17 protein-coding genes are annotated in these 18,407 nt (G+C 62.0%); 12 read left to right on the plus strand and 5 right to left on the minus strand.

Features of this window, described 5'->3' with window-relative positions; all coding sequences use genetic code 11:
- Window positions 1-72 precede the first annotated feature (72 nt).
- Together RVY79_RS06175 and RVY79_RS06180 are read left to right on the plus strand one after the other, a co-directional pair.
- A complete protein-coding gene (locus tag RVY79_RS06175) occupies window positions 73-513 on the plus strand; it encodes a type II toxin-antitoxin system RatA family toxin (protein WP_317463173.1) in 441 nt (146 codons plus the stop codon).
- Window positions 500-817, plus strand: coding sequence for an RnfH family protein (locus RVY79_RS06180; RefSeq protein WP_317463174.1), 318 nt, complete (start codon window positions 500-502; stop codon window positions 815-817). Before RVY79_RS06175 ends, RVY79_RS06180 begins: the two co-directional genes overlap by 14 nt.
- A 17-nt stretch (window positions 818-834) precedes the next feature.
- Here RVY79_RS06180 and RVY79_RS06185 read toward each other — a convergent pair whose 3' ends face one another.
- The gene (locus tag RVY79_RS06185; protein ID WP_317463176.1) at window positions 835-1,263 is read right to left on the minus strand and encodes an outer membrane protein assembly factor BamE; all 429 of its coding nucleotides are present in this window, start codon (window positions 1,261-1,263) and stop codon (window positions 835-837) included.
- Between the two features lie 78 nt (window positions 1,264-1,341).
- Here RVY79_RS06185 and fur point away from each other — a divergent pair, with 78 nt between their 5' ends.
- On the plus strand, window positions 1,342-1,794 hold the full coding sequence (fur, locus tag RVY79_RS06190; RefSeq protein WP_040239960.1) for a ferric iron uptake transcriptional regulator: 453 nt from the start codon (window positions 1,342-1,344) through the stop codon (window positions 1,792-1,794).
- Between the two features lie 106 nt (window positions 1,795-1,900).
- Here the strand turns inward: fur and recN are convergent, their stop codons facing one another.
- Window positions 1,901-3,574: a DNA repair protein RecN gene (gene recN / locus RVY79_RS06195; protein ID WP_317463178.1), complete on the minus strand. Its 1,674-nt coding sequence runs from the start codon at window positions 3,572-3,574 to the stop codon at window positions 1,901-1,903.
- A gap of 185 nt (window positions 3,575-3,759) precedes the next feature.
- Here recN and grpE point away from each other — a divergent pair, with 185 nt between their 5' ends.
- The 4 genes from grpE to RVY79_RS06215 all read left to right on the plus strand — a co-directional run bounded on the left by grpE (window position 3,760) and on the right by RVY79_RS06215 (window position 8,801).
- Window positions 3,760-4,392: a nucleotide exchange factor GrpE gene (gene grpE, locus RVY79_RS06200; protein ID WP_317463179.1), complete on the plus strand. Its 633-nt coding sequence runs from the start codon at window positions 3,760-3,762 to the stop codon at window positions 4,390-4,392.
- A gap of 129 nt (window positions 4,393-4,521) precedes the next feature.
- Complete coding sequence (dnaK, locus tag RVY79_RS06205; RefSeq protein ID WP_317463180.1) at window positions 4,522-6,456, plus strand: molecular chaperone DnaK; 1,935 nt, start codon at window positions 4,522-4,524, stop codon at window positions 6,454-6,456.
- 90 nt (window positions 6,457-6,546) lie between these two features.
- Window positions 6,547-7,686, plus strand: coding sequence for a molecular chaperone DnaJ (gene dnaJ / locus RVY79_RS06210; RefSeq protein ID WP_317463182.1), 1,140 nt, complete (start codon window positions 6,547-6,549; stop codon window positions 7,684-7,686).
- A 218-nt stretch (window positions 7,687-7,904) separates the two neighbouring features.
- Window positions 7,905-8,801: a DMT family transporter gene (locus tag RVY79_RS06215; RefSeq protein WP_317463183.1), complete on the plus strand. Its 897-nt coding sequence runs from the start codon at window positions 7,905-7,907 to the stop codon at window positions 8,799-8,801.
- Here the strand turns inward: RVY79_RS06215 and RVY79_RS06220 are convergent.
- Genes RVY79_RS06220 through RVY79_RS06230 form a run of 3 tightly spaced genes read right to left on the minus strand, consistent with a single transcriptional unit; the run spans window position 8,779 to window position 11,709 of the window.
- On the minus strand, window positions 8,779-9,528 hold the full coding sequence (locus RVY79_RS06220; protein ID WP_317463185.1) for an ABC transporter ATP-binding protein: 750 nt from the start codon (window positions 9,526-9,528) through the stop codon (window positions 8,779-8,781). The genes RVY79_RS06215 and RVY79_RS06220 overlap by 23 nt on opposite strands.
- On the minus strand, window positions 9,522-10,592 hold the full coding sequence (locus tag RVY79_RS06225) for an iron ABC transporter permease (protein WP_317463186.1): 1,071 nt from the start codon (window positions 10,590-10,592) through the stop codon (window positions 9,522-9,524). The genes RVY79_RS06220 and RVY79_RS06225 overlap by 7 nt, the downstream gene beginning before the upstream one ends.
- Window positions 10,582-11,709: an ABC transporter substrate-binding protein gene (locus tag RVY79_RS06230; RefSeq protein ID WP_317463187.1), complete on the minus strand. Its 1,128-nt coding sequence runs from the start codon at window positions 11,707-11,709 to the stop codon at window positions 10,582-10,584. Before RVY79_RS06230 ends, RVY79_RS06225 begins: the two co-directional genes overlap by 11 nt.
- Window positions 11,710-11,982: 273 nt before the next feature.
- Here RVY79_RS06230 and RVY79_RS06235 point away from each other — a divergent pair, with 273 nt between their 5' ends.
- The 5 genes from RVY79_RS06235 (at window position 11,983) to greA (ending at window position 18,349) form a co-directional block, all read left to right on the plus strand.
- A complete protein-coding gene (locus RVY79_RS06235; RefSeq protein WP_317463188.1) occupies window positions 11,983-12,273 on the plus strand; it encodes a DUF2218 domain-containing protein in 291 nt (96 codons plus the stop codon).
- Window positions 12,274-12,367: 94 nt separating this feature from the next.
- The gene (dapB, locus tag RVY79_RS06240) at window positions 12,368-13,177 is read left to right on the plus strand and encodes a 4-hydroxy-tetrahydrodipicolinate reductase (RefSeq protein ID WP_317463189.1); all 810 of its coding nucleotides are present in this window, start codon (window positions 12,368-12,370) and stop codon (window positions 13,175-13,177) included.
- 250 nt (window positions 13,178-13,427) lie between these two features.
- Window positions 13,428-14,573 (plus strand): glutamine-hydrolyzing carbamoyl-phosphate synthase small subunit, encoded by a 1,146-nt coding sequence (gene carA / locus RVY79_RS06245; protein WP_317463190.1) that lies wholly within the window; start codon window positions 13,428-13,430, stop codon window positions 14,571-14,573.
- A gap of 72 nt (window positions 14,574-14,645) precedes the next feature.
- Window positions 14,646-17,876, plus strand: coding sequence for a carbamoyl-phosphate synthase large subunit (gene carB, locus RVY79_RS06250; protein ID WP_317463191.1), 3,231 nt, complete (start codon window positions 14,646-14,648; stop codon window positions 17,874-17,876).
- Window positions 17,873-18,349 carry a transcription elongation factor GreA gene (gene greA / locus RVY79_RS06255; RefSeq protein ID WP_317463193.1) on the plus strand — a complete coding sequence of 159 codons (477 nt, stop codon included), beginning with the start codon at window positions 17,873-17,875 and terminating at the stop codon, window positions 18,347-18,349. The genes carB and greA overlap by 4 nt, the downstream gene beginning before the upstream one ends.
- The last annotated feature ends 58 nt before the right edge of the window (window positions 18,350-18,407 follow it).

An 18,407-nucleotide genomic window follows, 5' to 3' on the forward strand; every position in this document is an offset into this window, starting at 1 on the left:
GATATCATTCAAGGCCTTGATGTTAACCTTCCATCATACGCGCACGGCGCAACAAAGTCAGCGGAGTGGTGAATGCCTACGGTCAACCGGTCTGCCTTGGTAAAACATTCATGCAAGGCGATGTTCGATCTGGTCAACGATTTCGAAAGTTATCCTGAGTTCTTGCCGGGATGCCGTCGAGCACGGGTCATCGAGCACGAAGAGGGGCGCTATCTGATAGGTGAGATGACGCTGGCCAAGGGGGGCGTGGAGCAGACCCTGGCTACACGTAACGAGCTTTACCCTCACGAGCGGATCGACCTATCGCTCGACCGGGGACCTTTCAAGCGTCTCAGCGGGCGCTGGGTGTTCACGTCGATGGGCGAGTCGTCCTGTCGAGTGAGCCTGGAAATGGAGTTCGAATTTTCCAATCGTCTGTTGGGAATGGCGTTTGGCAAGCTGTTCCAGCAAGTTGCCGGCCAGTTGGTCGATGCGTTCACGCGCCGTGCGGATGCGCTTTATGGCCGCCAATGACATCGAGCAAACACACATCAACGTCGAGGTCGCTTTCGCGGAGCCTCATCGCCAGCGTGTCGTCGCGCTCGCCGTGCCACCGGATACGTCGGCACGCGACGCGGTCGTGATGGCCGACTTTCCAGCCTTGTTTCCCGAGCGCGGAGAAGCCTTTTTCGAACACGCGACATTAGGAATCTATGGCCAAGCATTGCGTGCGCCGGAACAGCGGACGCTAGTAGAAGGAGATCGCGTCGAGATCTATCGCCCATTGACGGTCGACCCCAAGCAAGCGCGCTTGGCGCGGGCTCGGGGAGACGACTAACTCAGGGCGCGACGCATTTACTTTTCCGGTGCGTAGCCGGGGCCTGCTGCAGGGCCGCCGCCTGGCCCGGGGCCTTCCATCGCTGGGCCGGGGTCGCTTTGAGTCGAGAGAGCGACATCTTCCTCAATATCGCCCTCACGCTCGATGTCGGCCAGCTTGTCGTTCTGGAAGGTCAGCGTGACGCGCTTTTGTTCGACATCGTCATAGGCTTCATCGAGGTAGAAGACGTAGTCCCAACGGTCTTCGTTGAACGGTCCTTTGAGTAGGGGGCTGCCCATGACATAGCGAACCTGCTCCTTGGTCATGCCGGTCTCGAGTTGCGAGACCATATCTTGGGTGATGAGGTTGCCCTGGGCCAGGTCGCGTTTGTAAACGCCGACATAGCTGCAGCCGCTGACGAGCGCCAGGGCGACGGAAAAGGTGACTGTTTTAATCAAGTTTTGCATTTGCGCCTATCATTCACTATCGTTGCCTGGATTGATCATACCTGACCTACCACGATACTGCGAAGAGCAACCGCAACCATGGCCGATCAGAACCATGAACTGCGCAAGGCGGGGCTAAAAGTCACCTTGCCGCGCGTCAAGATCCTGCAAATTCTCGAAAGCACGCAGGACCAACACCATCTGAGCGCCGAAGATGTCTACAAGGCTTTGCTCGACGCAGGTGATGATGTCGGTCTAGCAACCGTATATCGTGTCTTGACCCAGTTCGAGACCGCGGGGCTGGTCATTCGTCACAATTTCGATGGCGGACACGCCGTGTTCGAATTGTCGCAGGAAGAACACCACGATCATATGGTGTGCCTGGAAAGCGGCGAGATCATTGAATTCTTCGACGACACCATTGAGCGGCGTCAACGTGAGATCGCCGAGGAGCACGGCTTCGAGCTCGTCGATCATGCTCTGGTACTCTACGTGCGTCCTAAGGGATCCAGCGTGACGCGTCAAGAAGGCTCAGGGCCCGGCAAGAAGTAGCCTGAGCAGCTAGCGTGCACCGATGACGAAACCGGCCTTCATGCCGGTTTCGTCGTTTCGTACCCCTCGTCGTCGAGGACGGCTATGGAGCTGGAGCCAGGTGAGCTCAATGCTGGGCGTGCTGGCTGGCGTCGAGCATTTCACGAGCATGCGCCAGGGTGCGGTCGGAGAGCTTGACGCCGCCGAGCATGCGGGCCAGTTCGCGCACGCGTCCGGCATCGTCGAGCAGCGCCATATGCGTGAGCGTCGTGTCGTGTTCGGCATGCTTTTCGATATGTAGATGATGATGTGCCTGGGCCGCGACTTGCGGCAGATGCGTCACGGTCAAGATCTGTCCTTGGGCGCCGAGGCGTCGCAGTAGCTGGCCGACGATTTCCGCGATGGCGCCGGACACACCGACATCGACTTCATCGAAGACCATGCTGGGGGCGCTGCTGTGCTGTGCGGCGACGACCTGGATCGCCAGACTGATGCGCGATAGCTCGCCGCCCGAGGCAACCTTGCTCAGCGGGCGTGACGGCTGGCCGGGGTTGGCGCTGATCATGAAGCGTATCTGGTCGAGCCCTTCGGCCTGGGGTGTCTCACGCGGTGAAATGGCAACCTCGAAGGTCGCCTTGCCCAACCCCAGGAAGGCGAGTTGTGCCTGTACGGCCTCGCCGAAGTCGCGTGCCGCTTCGAGGCGCGCCTCGCCGACCGCCTTCGCTTGCTGTCGATAGGCGTCGCGGGCCTGTTCCACTTCCTCGGCGAGCGCCTCCAGGTCATGCTCGCCGCCTTCTAGGCTGGCCAGTTCGTCGCTCAAACGTTGATGCAGGTCGCGCAGCTCCTCGGGCATGACATGATGCTTACGCGCGATGCGATGCACTTCGCCGAGGCGGGTCTCGACCTCCGCCAGGCGCTGCGGGTCAAGCTCGGTGGTGTCTACGAAGCGGTGCAGCTCGCGCGCCGCCTCCTCAATCTGGATTTGCGCCTCGCCCAGCATGGAAAGCGCGTCTTCCAGTTGGCGTCGGGTCTGCTCGGGTGCATTCCCCAGGCGTGTGGTGGCGTGGTGCAGCAACGAGCGCGCGCCGTGCTCGTCCTGATCGCAACAGTCGGCAGCGAATTGAGCGTCACCCAAGACTTCCTCGAGGTTGGCCAGTTGGGTCTGCTCGTCCTCCAGCGTGTCCAGTTCCCCCTCGGCGAGCGCCAGTTGATCCAGTTCCTCGACCTGATAACGCAGCAGCTGACGCCGTGCCTGGACTTCATCGCCGCTTTCTTGCAGATCGCGTAGTCGCCGTCGACGTGCGCGCCAGTGATGAAACTGTTCGCCGAGGGTTTTCACGGCGTCGGTCTGGCCGGCATAGGTGTCGAGCAGGCGCAGATGAGTTTCTTCGCGCAAGAGCGCTTGATGGGCGTGTTGGCTGTGGACCTCGATGAGGTGCTCACCCAGTGCTCTCAGATCGCTCACCGTGACCGGTTGGCCGTTGATCCAGGCCTTGGAGCGCCCCGAGGCGGTGACGACACGCCGTAGCAAGCATTCGTCTTGTGGTAGTTCGCGCTCGGCGAGCCAGGCGCGAGCGTCGGCGAGTCGGGTGATATCGAAGCGCGCACTGATGTCCGCGCGTTCGCAGCCATGGCGCACGCTGCCCACGTCGGCGCGCTCTCCCAGGCATAGCCCCAGGGCGCCGAGCATGATCGATTTGCCGGCGCCGGTCTCGCCGGTGATGGCTGTCATACCGTCGTGCAGGTCCAGATCGAGGCGCTCGACGATGGCGTAGTCGCGAATGGCAAGCTGTATCAGCATGAAAACCTCCGGGCGTCGGAAACGAAGCCGATCTCTGTGTGTTTATACAGTAGTTGGGTGGGGGCTTCAATTGCCAGTCAGTGCAGTCGATATGGATGGCTTGAGATCGTTCATCGCATCCCCATATAGGAGGCAATCGCTTATTAGATGCGGCTTCGGGCCGCGCCAGCTGTCAGGAGAAACTCATGGCCAAAGACCCGCAGACCCCAACCGAGGAAGAGCTGGCTCGCGCCGAGCGCGATGCCGAACCCCAGCCGGACGACACCATCGGAGACGATGCTGAACTCGAAGGCGTCGTCGAGGATGTCGAAGCCAGCGAGGCCGATGCCGAAGCGCTCGAAAACCCGGAAGCCGACGCGCTGGCTGTGCGTGTCGAAGAACTGGAGCAAGCCTTGACGGAGTCCAAGGATCAGGCAGTGCGTGCCGCCGCCGAGGCGCAGAACGTGCGTCGCCGCGCTGAGCAAGATGTCGAAAAGGCACGCAAGTTCGCCTTGGAAAAGTTTGTCAATGAGTTGCTGCCGGTCGTCGACAGCCTGGAAAAGGCGCTGGAGTCGATGCAGGAAGGCGCCAGCGAGGTGCATCGTGAGGGGGTCGCAATGACCCTGAAGTTGCAGCTCGACGTGCTCAACAAGTTTGGCGTGGAGGCAGTTGACCCGCAAGGCGAACCGTTCGACCCGCAAGTGCATGAAGCCATGACCATGGTGCCCAATCCCGAAGTTGAGCCCAACACCGTTATCGAGGTCATGCAGAAGGGCTATCTACTGAATGGACGTCTGGTACGTCCGGCGATGGTGGTCGTCAGCCAAGCCACCAATTGATGTGGCAGGGGAGTGATGTGACGCCGAAGCCCTTGAAAGGCGTGTCCCCACCCCCCAAATAGACGAACAACGAGGCGGCGATGCCGCCGACGAAGACGAAACAGTCAAGCAACGATTTGAGGTATTCCAATGGGACGCATCATCGGTATTGATTTGGGGACCACCAACTCCTGTGTTGCCATCTTGGACGGCGGCGACGCGAAGGTGATCGAAAACGCGGAAGGTACACGCACCACGCCTTCCATCATCGCCTACACTGACGATGGTGAGACGCTGGTCGGCCAGGCCGCCAAGCGCCAGGCCGTGACTAATCCCAGCAACACGCTGTATGCGATCAAGCGTCTGATCGGCCGCAAGTTCAAGGACGACGTCGTCCAGAAAGACATCAAGATGGTGCCTTATACCATCACCGAGGCCGACAATGGCGATGCCTGGGTTGAGGTCAAGGGCAACAAGCTGGCCCCACCGCAGGTCAGTGCGGAAGTGCTGAAGAAGATGAAGAAGACCGCCGAGGACTATCTCGGTGAAGAAGTCACCGAAGCGGTGATTACCGTGCCGGCGTACTTCAACGACAGCCAGCGCCAGGCCACCAAGGATGCCGGTCGCATCGCTGGTCTCGAAGTCAAGCGCATCATCAACGAGCCGACGGCGGCGGCGCTGGCCTATGGCATGGACAAGGCGCGTGGCGACAAGACCATCGCCGTCTATGACCTGGGCGGCGGTACCTTCGATATCTCCATCATCGAAGTAGCCGATGTCGATGGCGAGACTCAGTTCGAAGTGCTGGCCACCAACGGTGACACCTTCCTGGGCGGCGAAGACTTCGACCTCAAGCTGATCGACTACCTCGTGCAGCAGTTCAAGAGCGATTCCGGTATTGACCTGTCCGGCGATAGCCTTGCCATGCAGCGTCTCAAGGAAGCCGCCGAGAAAGCCAAGATCGAACTGTCTGCGGCTCAGCAGACCGAAGTCAATCTGCCGTACATCACGGCCGATAACACCGGGCCCAAGCACCTTAACGTCAAGATCACCCGGGCCAAACTCGAGTCGCTGGTCGAAGATCTGGTCAAGCAATCGCTGGGGCCGTGCAAGACCGCGCTGAGTGATGCCGGCCTGTCCGCTTCCGAGATCGACGATGTGATCTTGGTCGGCGGCCAGACACGCATGCCGCTGGTGCAATCCAAGGTGGCCGACTTCTTCGGCAAGGATGCCCGCAAGGACGTCAACCCGGACGAAGCCGTGGCCGTGGGCGCGGCGATTCAAGGCGGCGTGCTGGGTGGCGACGTCAAGGACGTGCTGTTGCTCGACGTCACGCCGCTGACCCTGGGTATCGAAACCCTGGGGGGTGTGATGACGCCGTTGATCGAGAAAAACACCACCATCCCGACGAAGAAGACCCAGACCTTCTCGACTGCGGATGACAATCAGACGGCCGTGACCATCCACGTGCTGCAAGGTGAGCGCAAGCAGTCGGGCGGCAACAAGTCGCTGGGCCGTTTCGACCTGGCCGACATTCCGCCGGCGCCGCGTGGCGTGCCGCAGATCGAAGTGGCATTCGATCTGGACGCCAACGGCATCCTCAACGTCTCTGCCAAGGACAAGGCTACTGGCAAGGAACAGTCCATCGTCATCAAGGCTTCCGGCGGTCTCTCCGACGAAGAGATCGATCAGATGGTCAAGGATGCCGAGGCTCACGAGGCCGAGGACAAGAAATTCGAGGAACTGGTGCAGTTGCGTAACCAAGCCGATGGCATGGTCCACGCCGCGCGCAAGACCCTCGAAGAGGCCGGCGACAAGGTCGAGGCCAGCGAGAAAGAGCAAATCGAGACCGCGATCAGCGAGCTCGAGGAAGCCACCAAGGGCGACGACCAGGAGCATATCCAGGCCAAGCTCGACGCGCTGACTGAAGCCTCCGGCAACCTTGCACAGAAGATGTACGCCGAACAGGGCGACGCAAGCGCCGAGGGTGGCGAGCAGCAAGCCGACGATGGCGCCCAGAAGAAAGAAGACGATGTGGTTGACGCCGAGTACGAGGAAGTCAACGACGACCAGAAAAAGCAGTAACCACGACGTCTGATGCTCGCATGACGGCAGCGCGGGGGATGTTCTCCCGCGTTGCTGTTTGCGCAGCGCCGACACGGAGGCGGACCATCCATGTCCAAGCGTGATTATTACGAAATATTGGGCATCGAACGGGGAGCCGATCAGAAAGAGATCAAGAAGGCTTACCGTCGACTCGCCCAGAAGTACCATCCGGATCGCAATCCGGATGATGACACTTCGGCGGAGAAGTTCCGAGAAGTGTCCGAAGCTTATGAAGTGCTCGCCGATGAAGAAAAACGCAGTGCCTATGACCAGTTCGGCCATGCCGGCGTCGACGGCCAGGGTGGCGGCGGCTTCGGTGGCGGTGGCGCCGGTGCAGGCGGTTTCAGCGATATCTTCGGCGATGTGTTCGGCGATATCTTCGGGGGCGGCGGGCGCCGCAATCCCAACGCACCGCAACGTGGCGCCGACCTGCGCTACAACCTCGAGATCGATCTCGAGGACGCCGTTGCCGGTACCACGGTCGATATTCGTGTGCCGCGCCATATCGCGTGTGAGCATTGCGATGGCGATGGTGCCGAGCCGGGCTCCAGCAAGGAGACCTGCCCGACCTGCCACGGTCAGGGCCAGGTGCGCATGCAGCAAGGCTTCTTCGCCGTGCAGCAGACCTGCCCGACCTGTCATGGCGCCGGTCAGAGCATCAAGGTGCCGTGCCGCAAGTGTCATGGTGAAGGGCGCGTCCGCGAAACGCGGACCTTGTCGGTGAAGATCCCCGCCGGGGTCGATACCGGCGACCGGATTCGTCTCAACAACGAAGGTGAATCGGGGCTCAATGGCGGGCCGCCGGGGGATCTTTACGTGCAGGCGGCGATCAAGCCGCACCCGATCTTCGAGCGTGACGGTCGCCACCTGCAGTGTGATGTCCCGATCAACTTCATTGATGCGACGCTGGGCGGTGAGCTGGAAGTACCGACCCTGGACGGCCGGGTCAAGTTGAAGATTCCACCGGAGACGCAGACCGGCAAGATGTTCCGGCTCAAGGGCAAGGGCGTCAAACCGGTGCGCGGCGGTCCACCGGGCGACCTGTTGTGCAAGGTCGTGGTAGAAACGCCAGTCAACCTGGGCGAGGAACAGAAGGACCTGCTGCGTCGCTTCCAGGAAAGCCTGGATGGCAGTAACAGCCATCACTCGCCGAAGAAGTCGAGCTTCTTCGACGGCGTGAAGAAGTTCTTCGAGGACATGAAGCCATAAGTCGGCTTTCTGGCCCGAACGACCAAGGCCCCGCACTCCGTGAGGAGGCGGGGCCTTTTCGTGTCCGTCGCTAGCTCAGCAGGCGCTTCATGCGCCATTTGAAGATGGGAATCATTCCCGGTTATCGTGTATCATATTGCTTCGCTCACCGGTGAGCTGCCTGGCTACGGCACGACGAGGGGTGCCCTTCCTACTTGAATAGAACGACAAGGACACTCATGGACGATGTCGCGGATCGGCCCCTGGCCGGTATTCTGCTCAGGCTGGTCTCGGGCATTCTCTTCGCCGGGATGATGGTGTGCGTCAAGGCGGTGAGCACCGAGGTGCCATTGGGTCAGACGGTCTTCTTTCGCTCACTGTTCGCGCTGTTGCCGATCGTGGCCTTCATGGCCTGGCGCCGGCAGTTCCCCGCGGCCTTGGCCACGCGGCGTCCGCTTGGGCATCTGTTGCGCTCGGGATTGGGGGCGGCGGCGATGTTTGCCGCCTTCGCGGCGGTGGCTCGTCTGCCGGTGGCCGAGGCGACGCTGCTGGCGCAGTTGTCGCCGGTGGCGATGGCGGTGGGCGGAGTGATGCTGCTCGGTGAGCGTTTTTCGCTGCATCGGGCGGTGGCCCTGGCGCTGGTGCTCAGCGGCGTAGCGGTGCTGGTGGTGCCCGATCTTCAGGGGCATCAGAGTGGTGGGCGTGTCCTCGGGTATGCGCTGGGCATCCTGGCGGCCTTGCTGACAGCGGGGGCGTTAATGACCGTGCGGCGTATTTCACGCACCGAGACGCCGGCCTCTATCGCCTTCTACTTCGTGATGGTCACGACCCTGGCGGGCCTTGCGACGCTGCCGATGGGATGGGTGGTCGTGTCGGGGGAGACGCTCGGCTTGCTGGTGCTGTCCGGGCTGTTCGGCGGCGCGGCGCATATCTGCATGACCTTGGCGCTACGCTATGCTGAGGTCTCGCGTCTGGCGCCATTCGAATATGTGGCCCTGATCTGGCCAGTGCTGGCGGATCTGTGGATCTTCGGGCTGCCGCTCACCAGTAGCTTCCTGCTGGCCCTGCCGCTGGTGTTAGGCGGCGCTGCCCTTGCGGGATTCGAGGGGCGGTTTAAACGGCTGCTTCGACGATGAGTTGAGGGCGTCCCTGAGAGCACGGCTCGATGCGGGCTTCGACTTGGAAAATGCGCCGCAGCAGCTTTGGCGTGACCACCTCGTTGGTGGCGCCGCAGGCCACCAGTTGGCCGTTCTCGAGCACTATTGCCTGGTCGGTAAAGCGCAGCGCATGGCCTATGTCATGCAGCGAGGCGATGATCAGCATCTCCCGCTCGCGGGCCAGTCGTCGCAAAATATCCAGCAGGTTGATCTGGCGGTGCAGGTCCAGCGCCGACGTGGGTTCATCCAGGAGCAGGATCTCGGGGGCCTGAACCAGCGCCTGGGCCGCGCTCACCAACTGGCGCTGCCCGCCACTGAGGTCACTGATATCACGCTCGCCAAGTGTCGCGATGCCCAGGTCTTCCAGGGAACGGTCGACCTCATGCAGGTCGTCGGGTTGAACCTTCAGGCTGCGACCCTGCATGCGCGCCAAGAGCACCGATTCGTAGACCGTCAGTACAGCAGTGGACCCGGTTTCCTGAGGCATGTAGGCCACCGGACGCTCGCTGGTGGTGCCCTCGATACGGACTTCGCCACTGCCCTTGAGCAGCCCGAGGATGCGCCGGAAGAGGGTCGACTTGCCGGCCGCATTGGGGCCGAGCAGGGACACGATCTGTCCGCCGGCGAAGGTCGGCGTGGTGATCTCTGAGAGGATCTGGCGCCGGCCATAGTGGGCCGACAGGCAATCTAGCGTAAGCGTTACCATGAAGCCTTCTTGTGGTTGAGCACGAGGAACAGGAAGAATGGAATGCCCACCAGTGAGGTGATGATGCCAATGGGGATGATAGTGCCGGGCAGGATGATCTTCGATAGCACTGAACCCACGGAGAGGATCAGGGCGCCGCAGAGCGCCGAGCCAGGCAAGAAGAAACGCTGATCTTCCCCTAGTAGTAGGCGGGCGATATGCGGCCCGACCAGGCCGATGAAGCCGATGGTGCCGACGAAGGCTACCGAGATGGCGGCCAGCAGCGAGACCAGCACCAGTACTTCCAGGCGCAGTGCGCGGGGATTGACGCCCAGGCTCTCGGCCTTGGCGTCGCCCAGGCGCATGGCGGTCAGCGCCCAGCCACGGCGCGCCAGCAGGGGCAGGATAATGGCCAGTACACCGGCGGCAATCCACAGCTTGGGCCAGGTGGCCTTGGTCAGGCTGCCCATGGTCCAGAACACCACTGCCGATACCGCCTGCTGGCTGGCGAAGAACTGAATCAGGGCCATCAGCGAGTTGAAGATGAACACCATGGCGATGCCTAGCAGCACGATGGTCTCGACGGTCACCCCGCGGCGCATGCTCAACAGGTGAATGGCGCCGGCGGTCAGCATGGCCATGACGAAGGCATTGATCGGGATGATGTAGTCGACCGCCGCGGGCACCAGCGACACGCCGAAGGCCAGCGCCAGGGCGGCACCGAAGCTGGCGCCGGCCGAGATGCCCAGCGTGAAGGGGCTGGCCAGCGGGTTGCTGAGGATGGTCTGCATCTGGGCGCCGGCGATCGACAGACTGGCGCCCACCACCAGCGCCATCAGCGCCACCGGCATGCGAATTTCCCAGAGGATGACCCTGACCGGCTGGCTGACGGCATCGGGCGTGAAGATGGCGGCGACCACTTGTGACAGTCCGAAGCGTGCGGGACCGAGCGCCAGATCGACGCACAGGCTCAGGCACAGTGCCAGCGTCAGGGCGGCTAGGATCAACTGACGCTTGATCACCAGGCCACGGTAGAATGCGCCCTCTCGTGGCGCGTTGGTGCTGGCGGCCGTATCACTGCTCATTCAGGGAGACCCAATATCCGGGTTGGTAGTCGACCGGCAGGAAGCGTTGGTGCAATGTCTTCAGCGTCGCTTCGGGGTCCAGGTCGTGGAATAGTTCCGGGTGGAACCATTTGGCCAACCGTTGCACGGCGACGAAGTAGTAAGGGCTGTTGTAGAACTGATGCCAGATGGCGTGGAAATTGTCTTTTCCCACGGCCGTGATGCCGGTCATGGCGGTGCGCTGGGTCAGCGCCTGGAGCTTGGCCCGGGCCGCGTCCATGTCGGCGCCCGGGCCCACGCCGACCCAGTCGCCGCCGGGTACATAGGCGTCCCAGTTGCCGCCGGTGACGACCACGTGGTCGGGGTTGGCGGCGATGATCTGCTCTGGGTTCAGGGTGCCGAAGGTGTTGGGGATGATATCGGCCGCGATGTTGGTGCCGCCCGCGATCTCGACATACTCGCCGAAGTTGCCCGGCCCGAAGCTCATGCAGCAGTCTTCGGAATAGCCCCCCGCGCGATCGATGAAGACCTTGGGGCGCTCGGGATCGGCGGCGGCGATCGTTTCGGTAACCCGGGCCATCTGCGCCTGGGAAAAGTCGATGAAGGCCTGGGCCCGGTCTTCCTCGCCCAGCAGACGGCCCATCAGGCGCATCGAGGGAATGGTGTGTTCGAGTGGCTTTTCACGGAAGTCCACGTAGACGATCGGAATACCGAGTTTGGCGAGCTTGTCGTCATAGGCCGCATCCTCGGTGGCCGCCTTGGCTTCGAGGTTCATCAGTACCACGTCCGGCTGGAGCGCAGCGGCCTGCTCGACATCGAAGGTGCCGTCCTTGAAGCCGCCGAAGGTCGGGATATCGGTCATCTCGGGGAACTTGGCGGCGTAGGCAGCGTAATTGTCCGGGTCGGCCTGGGAGAAGTCCTTGCGCCAGCCCACCACGTGCTCGAACGGGTCCGCCGGCTGGAGTGCCGCCAGCAGGTAGATCTGGCGTCCCTCGCCGAGGATCACGCGCTCCACGGGGGCATCGACGGTGACCTCGCGGCCGGCGACGTCGGTGACGGTGATCTCCTCTGCCAGAGTGGCCGCGGAGACAAGGGTCAGGGCTGCGCCGGCAGCGGCTTTCAGTAGTGGGATGTGCATGGGTAGTGTCGGCTGGATGATGTTGTCGAGATACGGCGCAAGGCGCTAATTCGTATCGCTATTTTTTGCGACTAATTGTCGTCTGCATTTAGCGGCTAGTATGCCTGCATCTCCGGGGCTCGTCGAGCCATGCGGAACGAAGCGTTCCGCCTTGTGCTCGCTCTTCTGGAGGCTCCGAGTCCAGTGTTGACGAACAATGCGTTGCCGGAGAGACGCGGGGGCGCATGCCATAATAAGCGGGTTGTTAGAATGCTAAACGATTGTGGAGGTACTATGTCCGAGTCCCAAGCCGTCGTCTTGACGACATCCGGTTCGCGTTACATCAACCGCCTGTGCAAGCACTGGCAGCACAAGCTGAACGTTTCCCACGATGAGCATCAAGGGCGCGTCACGTTCGACGGCGGGGTATGCCACATGCGCGCCGAGGTGGATGCCTTGCATCTGCAGTTGACGGCCGAAGATGAGGCGACCCGCGAGCGCCTCGAAGAGGTCGTGGCGCTGCATCTCGAGCGGATGGCCAGCCGTGAGTCGCTCGATATCGTCTGGAAGTCCGCCGTGAGCTGATGCCGCATGATCGGCGGCAGTGTGCGTGACGGGAATGCGGGGCGATTTGGTATACTCTCCGGTATTCATCGACACGTAATCGCAAGGAGTCCACATGACGCGTATCGCCATCGTCGGCGTCGCCGGGCGCATGGGCCGCACCCTGGTCAACGCCGTACAGCAGGATCCCGAGGCCAGCTTGGCGGGCGGCATCGTCGAACCCGGCAGCTCGTTGGTCGGTGCCGACATTGGCGAGCTTGCCGGTGCTGGACGTCTGGGCGTGAATGCCACGGACGACCCCGCTGCCATCGTCGACGCCTTCGATGTGCTGATCGACTTCACCACGCCTCGGGTCACGCTGGCCAATCTGGCGTTTTGCGCCGAGCACGGCAAGGCCATCGTGATTGGCACCACGGGGCTCTCCGATACCGAGCTCGCCGAGCTCGACGGGTATCGTGACCGCGTCCCCATGGTATTCGCGCCCAACATGAGCGTCGGCGTCAATCTCACCCTCAAGTTATTGGAAACCGCTGCTCGGGCGCTGGGTGACGAGGGCTACGATATCGAAGTGAGCGAGGCGCATCATCGCCACAAGGTCGATTCGCCTTCCGGCACGGCGCTGAAGATGGGGGAGGTCGTGGCCAAGGCCTTGGATCGCGACCTCAAGGAAGATGGCGTCTTCGAGCGGGTCGGCCAGTGCGGGCCGCGCGGCGACAAGGAGATTGGTTTCGCCACCGTGCGTGCCGGCGACATTGTTGGTGAGCATACCGTGATGTTCGCCACCGAGGGCGAGCGCATCGAGATCACCCACAAGGCCTCCAGCCGCATGACCTTCGCCAAGGGCGCGGTGCGTGCGGCGCGCTGGGTCGCCTCGCGTGACAGTGGCCGCTACGATATGCAGGACGTGCTGGGTCTCAAGGGGTAGTCCGCGTCCTGTAAATCACGTATCATCGAGCCAATTTGGCCGGGCAAACGCATTGGGCATTGGCGGCCACAGGGATCCGAGCGAATGACAAAAAGGCGGGATGAAACCGGGCTTCTTTCAGGTTTCGTCCCGCTTTTTTACGACCCGCGAGCGGCGGTCGTCAATACTCTCAGTGCTCCTTGAACACGAGGGGCCCGGCGATACGCCGGCCCCGGCCCAGACTCGCGCATGACAAGGGGAGGACGTTGCGTTGATCAGACCCGCGATATTGGCCTTGGAAGACGGCAGTGTATTTCATGGCAGTGCCATTGGAGCCGATGGACAGACCAGTGGTGAAGTGGTTTTCAATACGGCCATGACTGGCTATCAGGAAATCCTTACCGACCCCTCCTACACGCGACAAATCGTTACTCTCACTTACCCTCACATCGGCAATACCGGCGTCAACGCCGAGGACATCGAATCCGCCGCCATCGCCGCGGCCGGTCTGGTGATCCGTGACTTGCCGCTCATGGCCAGCAATTTTCGCAGCGAGGCGAGCCTCGATGAGTATCTCAAACGCGGCAATGTGCTGGGTATCGCCGATATCGACACGCGGCGCCTGACGCGGTTGTTGCGCGATAAGGGCGCGCAGAATGGCGCGATCCTGGCGGGTAGCGATGCCGAGGGCGAGGATGCCGTCGAGCGGGCCTTGGAGGCGGCACGCGCCTTTCCAGGCCTCAAAGGCATGGATCTCGCCAAGGAAGTGAGCTGTCGCGCCACCTACGAATGGAGCGAAGGCGAATGGGCACTGGGCAGCGGCTACGCCGATGCGGCCCAGGGCGAGCGCCCCTTCCATGTCGTGGCCTATGACTATGGGGCCAAGTTCAACATCCTGCGCATGCTGGCTTCGCGCGGCTGCCGCCTGACGGTGGTGCCGGCGCAGACGCCGGCCGCCGAGGTGCTGGCGATGAATCCCGATGGCGTCTTTCTGGCTAATGGGCCGGGCGATCCAGAGCCTTGCGATTACGCCATCGCGGCAATCCGCGAGGTGATCGACGCCGGGCTGCCGTTGTTCGGCATCTGCCTGGGGCACCAACTGCTGGGCTTAGCCTCCGGGGCGCGCACGGTGAAGATGAACAACGGCCATCATGGCGCCAACCATCCGGTCGAAGATCTCGACACCGGGCGGGTGATGATCACCAGCCAGAATCACGGCTTCGCGGTCGACGAGGCGAGCCTGCCGGCCAACGTGCGGGCCACGCACCGTTCGTTGTTCGATGGTACGTTGCAGGGCATCGAGCGCACCGATTGCCCGGCGTTCAGCTTTCAAGGGCACCCTGAGGCCAGCCCCGGCCCGCGTGATGTTGCGCCGCTATTCGATCGTTTCATCGCCTTGATGCAAGCGCGTCGCTAAGGCCCCGCCTCCGCACGGCGGAGGCGCTTTCACGTTGAGCCGTCGTCAGTCACCAAGTTAGCGGGAATCGTCATGCCGAAACGTACCGACATCCAAAGCATCCTGATCATCGGCGCCGGGCCCATCGTCATTGGCCAGGCGTGCGAATTCGATTACTCCGGCGCCCAGGCCTGCAAGGCGCTGCGCGAGGAGGGCTATCGAGTCATCCTGGTCAACTCCAATCCGGCCACCATCATGACCGACCCGGTGATGGCGGATGCGACCTATATCGAGCCGATCACCTGCCAGGCGGTGGCCCAGATCATTGAGAAAGAACGCCCTGACGCCATTTTGCCGACGATGGGCGGACAGACGGCGCTCAACTGCGCGCTGGATCTCGATAAGCACGGCGTGTTGATGCAATACGGCGTGGAGATGATCGGCGCCAATGCCGATGCCATCAACAAGGCCGAAGACCGCGATCTGTTCGACAAGGCGATGAAGAACATCGGTCTGGAATGCCCCAAGGCCAAAGTCGCCCACCGTATGAGTGAGGCGTGGGAGATCCAGGGTGAGCTGGGTTTCCCGGTGATTATTCGGCCGTCCTATACCATGGGGGGTTCCGGCGGCGGGGTGGCCTACAACAAGGAAGAGTTCGAGGAAATCTGCACCCGAGGTTTCGAGCTTTCCAACAACCATGAGCTGTTGATCGACGAGTCACTGTTGGGGTGGAAGGAATATGAGATGGAGGTCGTGCGCGACAAGCACGACAATTGCATCATCGTTTGCGCCATCGAAAACTTCGACCCCATGGGCGTGCATACCGGGGATTCCATTACCGTCGCGCCGGCGCAGACGCTGACCGACAAGGAATACCAGGTCATGCGCGACGCCTCCCTGGCGGTGTTGCGCGAGATTGGTGTCGAGACCGGCGGTTCCAACGTGCAGTTCGGCGTCGATCCACAGACCGGTCGTGTGGTGGTCATCGAGATGAACCCGCGCGTCAGTCGCTCCTCGGCGCTGGCCTCCAAGGCCACCGGCTTCCCGATCGCCAAGATCGCTGCCAAGTTGGCGGTGGGCTATACCCTCGACGAGCTGCAGAACGACATCACCGGCGGCAAGACGCCGGCCTCGTTCGAGCCGTCCATCGACTACGTGGTCACCAAGATCCCGCGTTTCACCTTCGAGAAGTTTCCCCAGGCCAACGATCGTCTGACTACGCAGATGAAGTCGGTGGGCGAGACCATGGCCATTGGGCGGACCTTCCAAGAGTCGTTGCAAAAGGCGCTACGCGGCATGGAAACCGGCGTCGATGGTCTGGATCCGAAGGTTACCGACTTCAACGATGCGGGCATGGCGCTGATCAAGGGCGAGTTGCAGGCCGCCGGCGCCGATCGCATCTTCTTCGTAGCAGATGCGATACGTGCGGGCATGAGCCTCGATGAGGTCTTCGCGCTGACCAACATCGACCGCTGGTACCTGGTGCAGATCGAGGAGCTTGTGCGTCTTGAGCAGCAGCTCGCCAGTCGCTCGCTGAACGAGCTGTCGGCGGCGGCACTGTTCCGCCTCAAGCGCAAGGGGTTTGCCGATGCGCGTCTGGCTACGCTGCTCGGGGTCTCTGAGGAAGAATTCCGCAAGACGCGCCAGAAGCACGGCATTCGCCCGGTCTACAAGCGCGTTGACACCTGTGCCGCCGAGTTCGCGTCCAGCACGGCCTACATGTACTCCACCTATGAGGAAGAGTGCGAGGCCGAGGTCAGCGACCGCCAGAAGATCATGGTGCTGGGCGGTGGACCCAATCGCATCGGTCAGGGCATCGAGTTCGACTACTGCTGCGTGCACGCGGCGCTCGCGATGCGGGAAGACGGTTACGAGACCATCATGGTCAACTGCAACCCGGAGACCGTCTCCACCGACTACGACACCTCGGACCGTCTCTACTTCGAGCCGGTGACGCTCGAGGATGTGCTGGAGATCGCCGACAAGGAGAAGCCGGCCGGGGTGATCGTGCAGTTCGGCGGGCAGACCCCGCTCAAGTTGGCGCGTGCGTTGGAGGCGGCCGGCGTGCCGATCATCGGTACCACGCCGGATGCCATCGATCGCGCCGAGGATCGCGAGCGCTTCCAGCAGATGATCGACAAGCTGGGCCTCAAGCAGCCCCCCAACGCCACCGCGCGCAGCTTCGAGGATGCCTTCGCCAAGGCCGAGAAGATCGGTTACCCGCTGGTGGTGCGTCCCAGCTACGTGCTTGGCGGCCGCGCTATGGAGATCGTCTATGACGCCTCCGAGTTGGAAAGCTACATGACGCATGCCGTCAAGGTGTCCAATGACTCGCCGGTGCTGCTGGATCACTTCCTCAACGCGGCTGTCGAGGTCGATATCGACGCGGTCAGCGACGGCGAGCAGGTGGTGATCGGCGGCATCATGCAGCATATCGAGCAGGCCGGCGTGCACTCTGGTGACTCGGCATGTTCGCTACCGCCGTATTCGCTACCGGCGGAGGTGCAGGATGAGATGCGCGACCAGGTCAAGCGCATGGCGTTGGAGCTCAACGTGGTGGGGCTGATGAACGTGCAGCTCGCCTGGCAGGATGGTGAGATCTACGTCATCGAGGTCAATCCGCGTGCATCGCGCACGGTGCCATTCGTGTCCAAGTGCATCGGCATCTCGCTGGCCCAGGTCGCGGCACGCTGCATGGCCGGTCAGACCCTTGCCGAGCAGGGCTTTACCCGCGAACGCCTGCCAGGCTACTACAGCGTCAAGGAAGCCGTCTTCCCGTTCAACAAGTTCCCCGGCGTCGACCCGATTCTGTCGCCGGAGATGAAGTCCACCGGCGAGGTGATGGGGAGTGGTTCGACCTTCGCCGAAGCCTTTTACAAGGCGCAACTGGGCGCGGGCGAAGCGATTCCGCGCCTGGACGGCGAGCGTAAGGCATTTCTCTCGGTGCGCGACCCGGACAAGAGCGAGATTACCGAGGTGGCCCAATCTCTGCTAGCATTGGGCTTCAGCCTGATCGCGACCCGTGGCACCGCCATCGCTCTTGAAGCGGCTGGCCTCCCGGTCAAGGTCGTCAATAAGGTCTATGAAGGTCGCCCTCATATCGTCGACATGCTCAAGAACGACGAAGTGGCTTATATCGTTAATACGACCGAAGGCCGCCAGGCGATCAGTGATTCTTCCGTGATCCGTCGTACTGCACTCGCTCGCAAGGTCCCCTATGCCACGACGCTGGCTGGGGCGCGTGCGGTGTGTATGGCGCTTGAGTATGGAAATGCAATTACCGTACGGCGGCTGCAGGAACTGCATGCAGGAGCAAGCACATGAACAAGGTCCCGATGACCGTTGCGGGCGAACAAAGCCTGCGAGAAGAGCTCGATCACCTCAAGAGCGTGGAACGTCCCCAGGTGATCAACGCCATTGCCGAGGCGCGTGAGCACGGCGATCTCAAGGAGAATGCCGAATACCACGCTGCGCGCGAGCAGCAAGGGTTCATCGAAGGGCGTATCCAGGAGATCGAAGGCAAGCTTTCCGCGTCGCAGGTGATCGACGTCACCAAGCTGCCCAAAACTGGCAAGGTGATCTTCGGCGTGACAGTCGAGTTGATCAACCTGCAAAACGATGAGGAAGTGCGCTACCGGATCGTTGGTGAAGATGAAGCCGACATCAAGGAAGGGCGGATCTCCGTGACTTCGCCAATCGCGCGCGCCCTGATCGGCAAGGAAGTAAGCGACACGGTGCTCGTGCGTACCCCGGGTGGCGATGTCGAATACGAGATCGCTAGCGTAGAGCACCTGTAACCCGGCTGCACCGGAAGTCGGAAACTATTAGCCGGAAGAGCGGCGCTGGGCGCCTGGA

The sequence above is a fragment of the Chromohalobacter sp. HP20-39 genome (assembly GCF_033052815.1).
GTDB lineage: Bacteria > Pseudomonadota > Gammaproteobacteria > Pseudomonadales > Halomonadaceae > Chromohalobacter.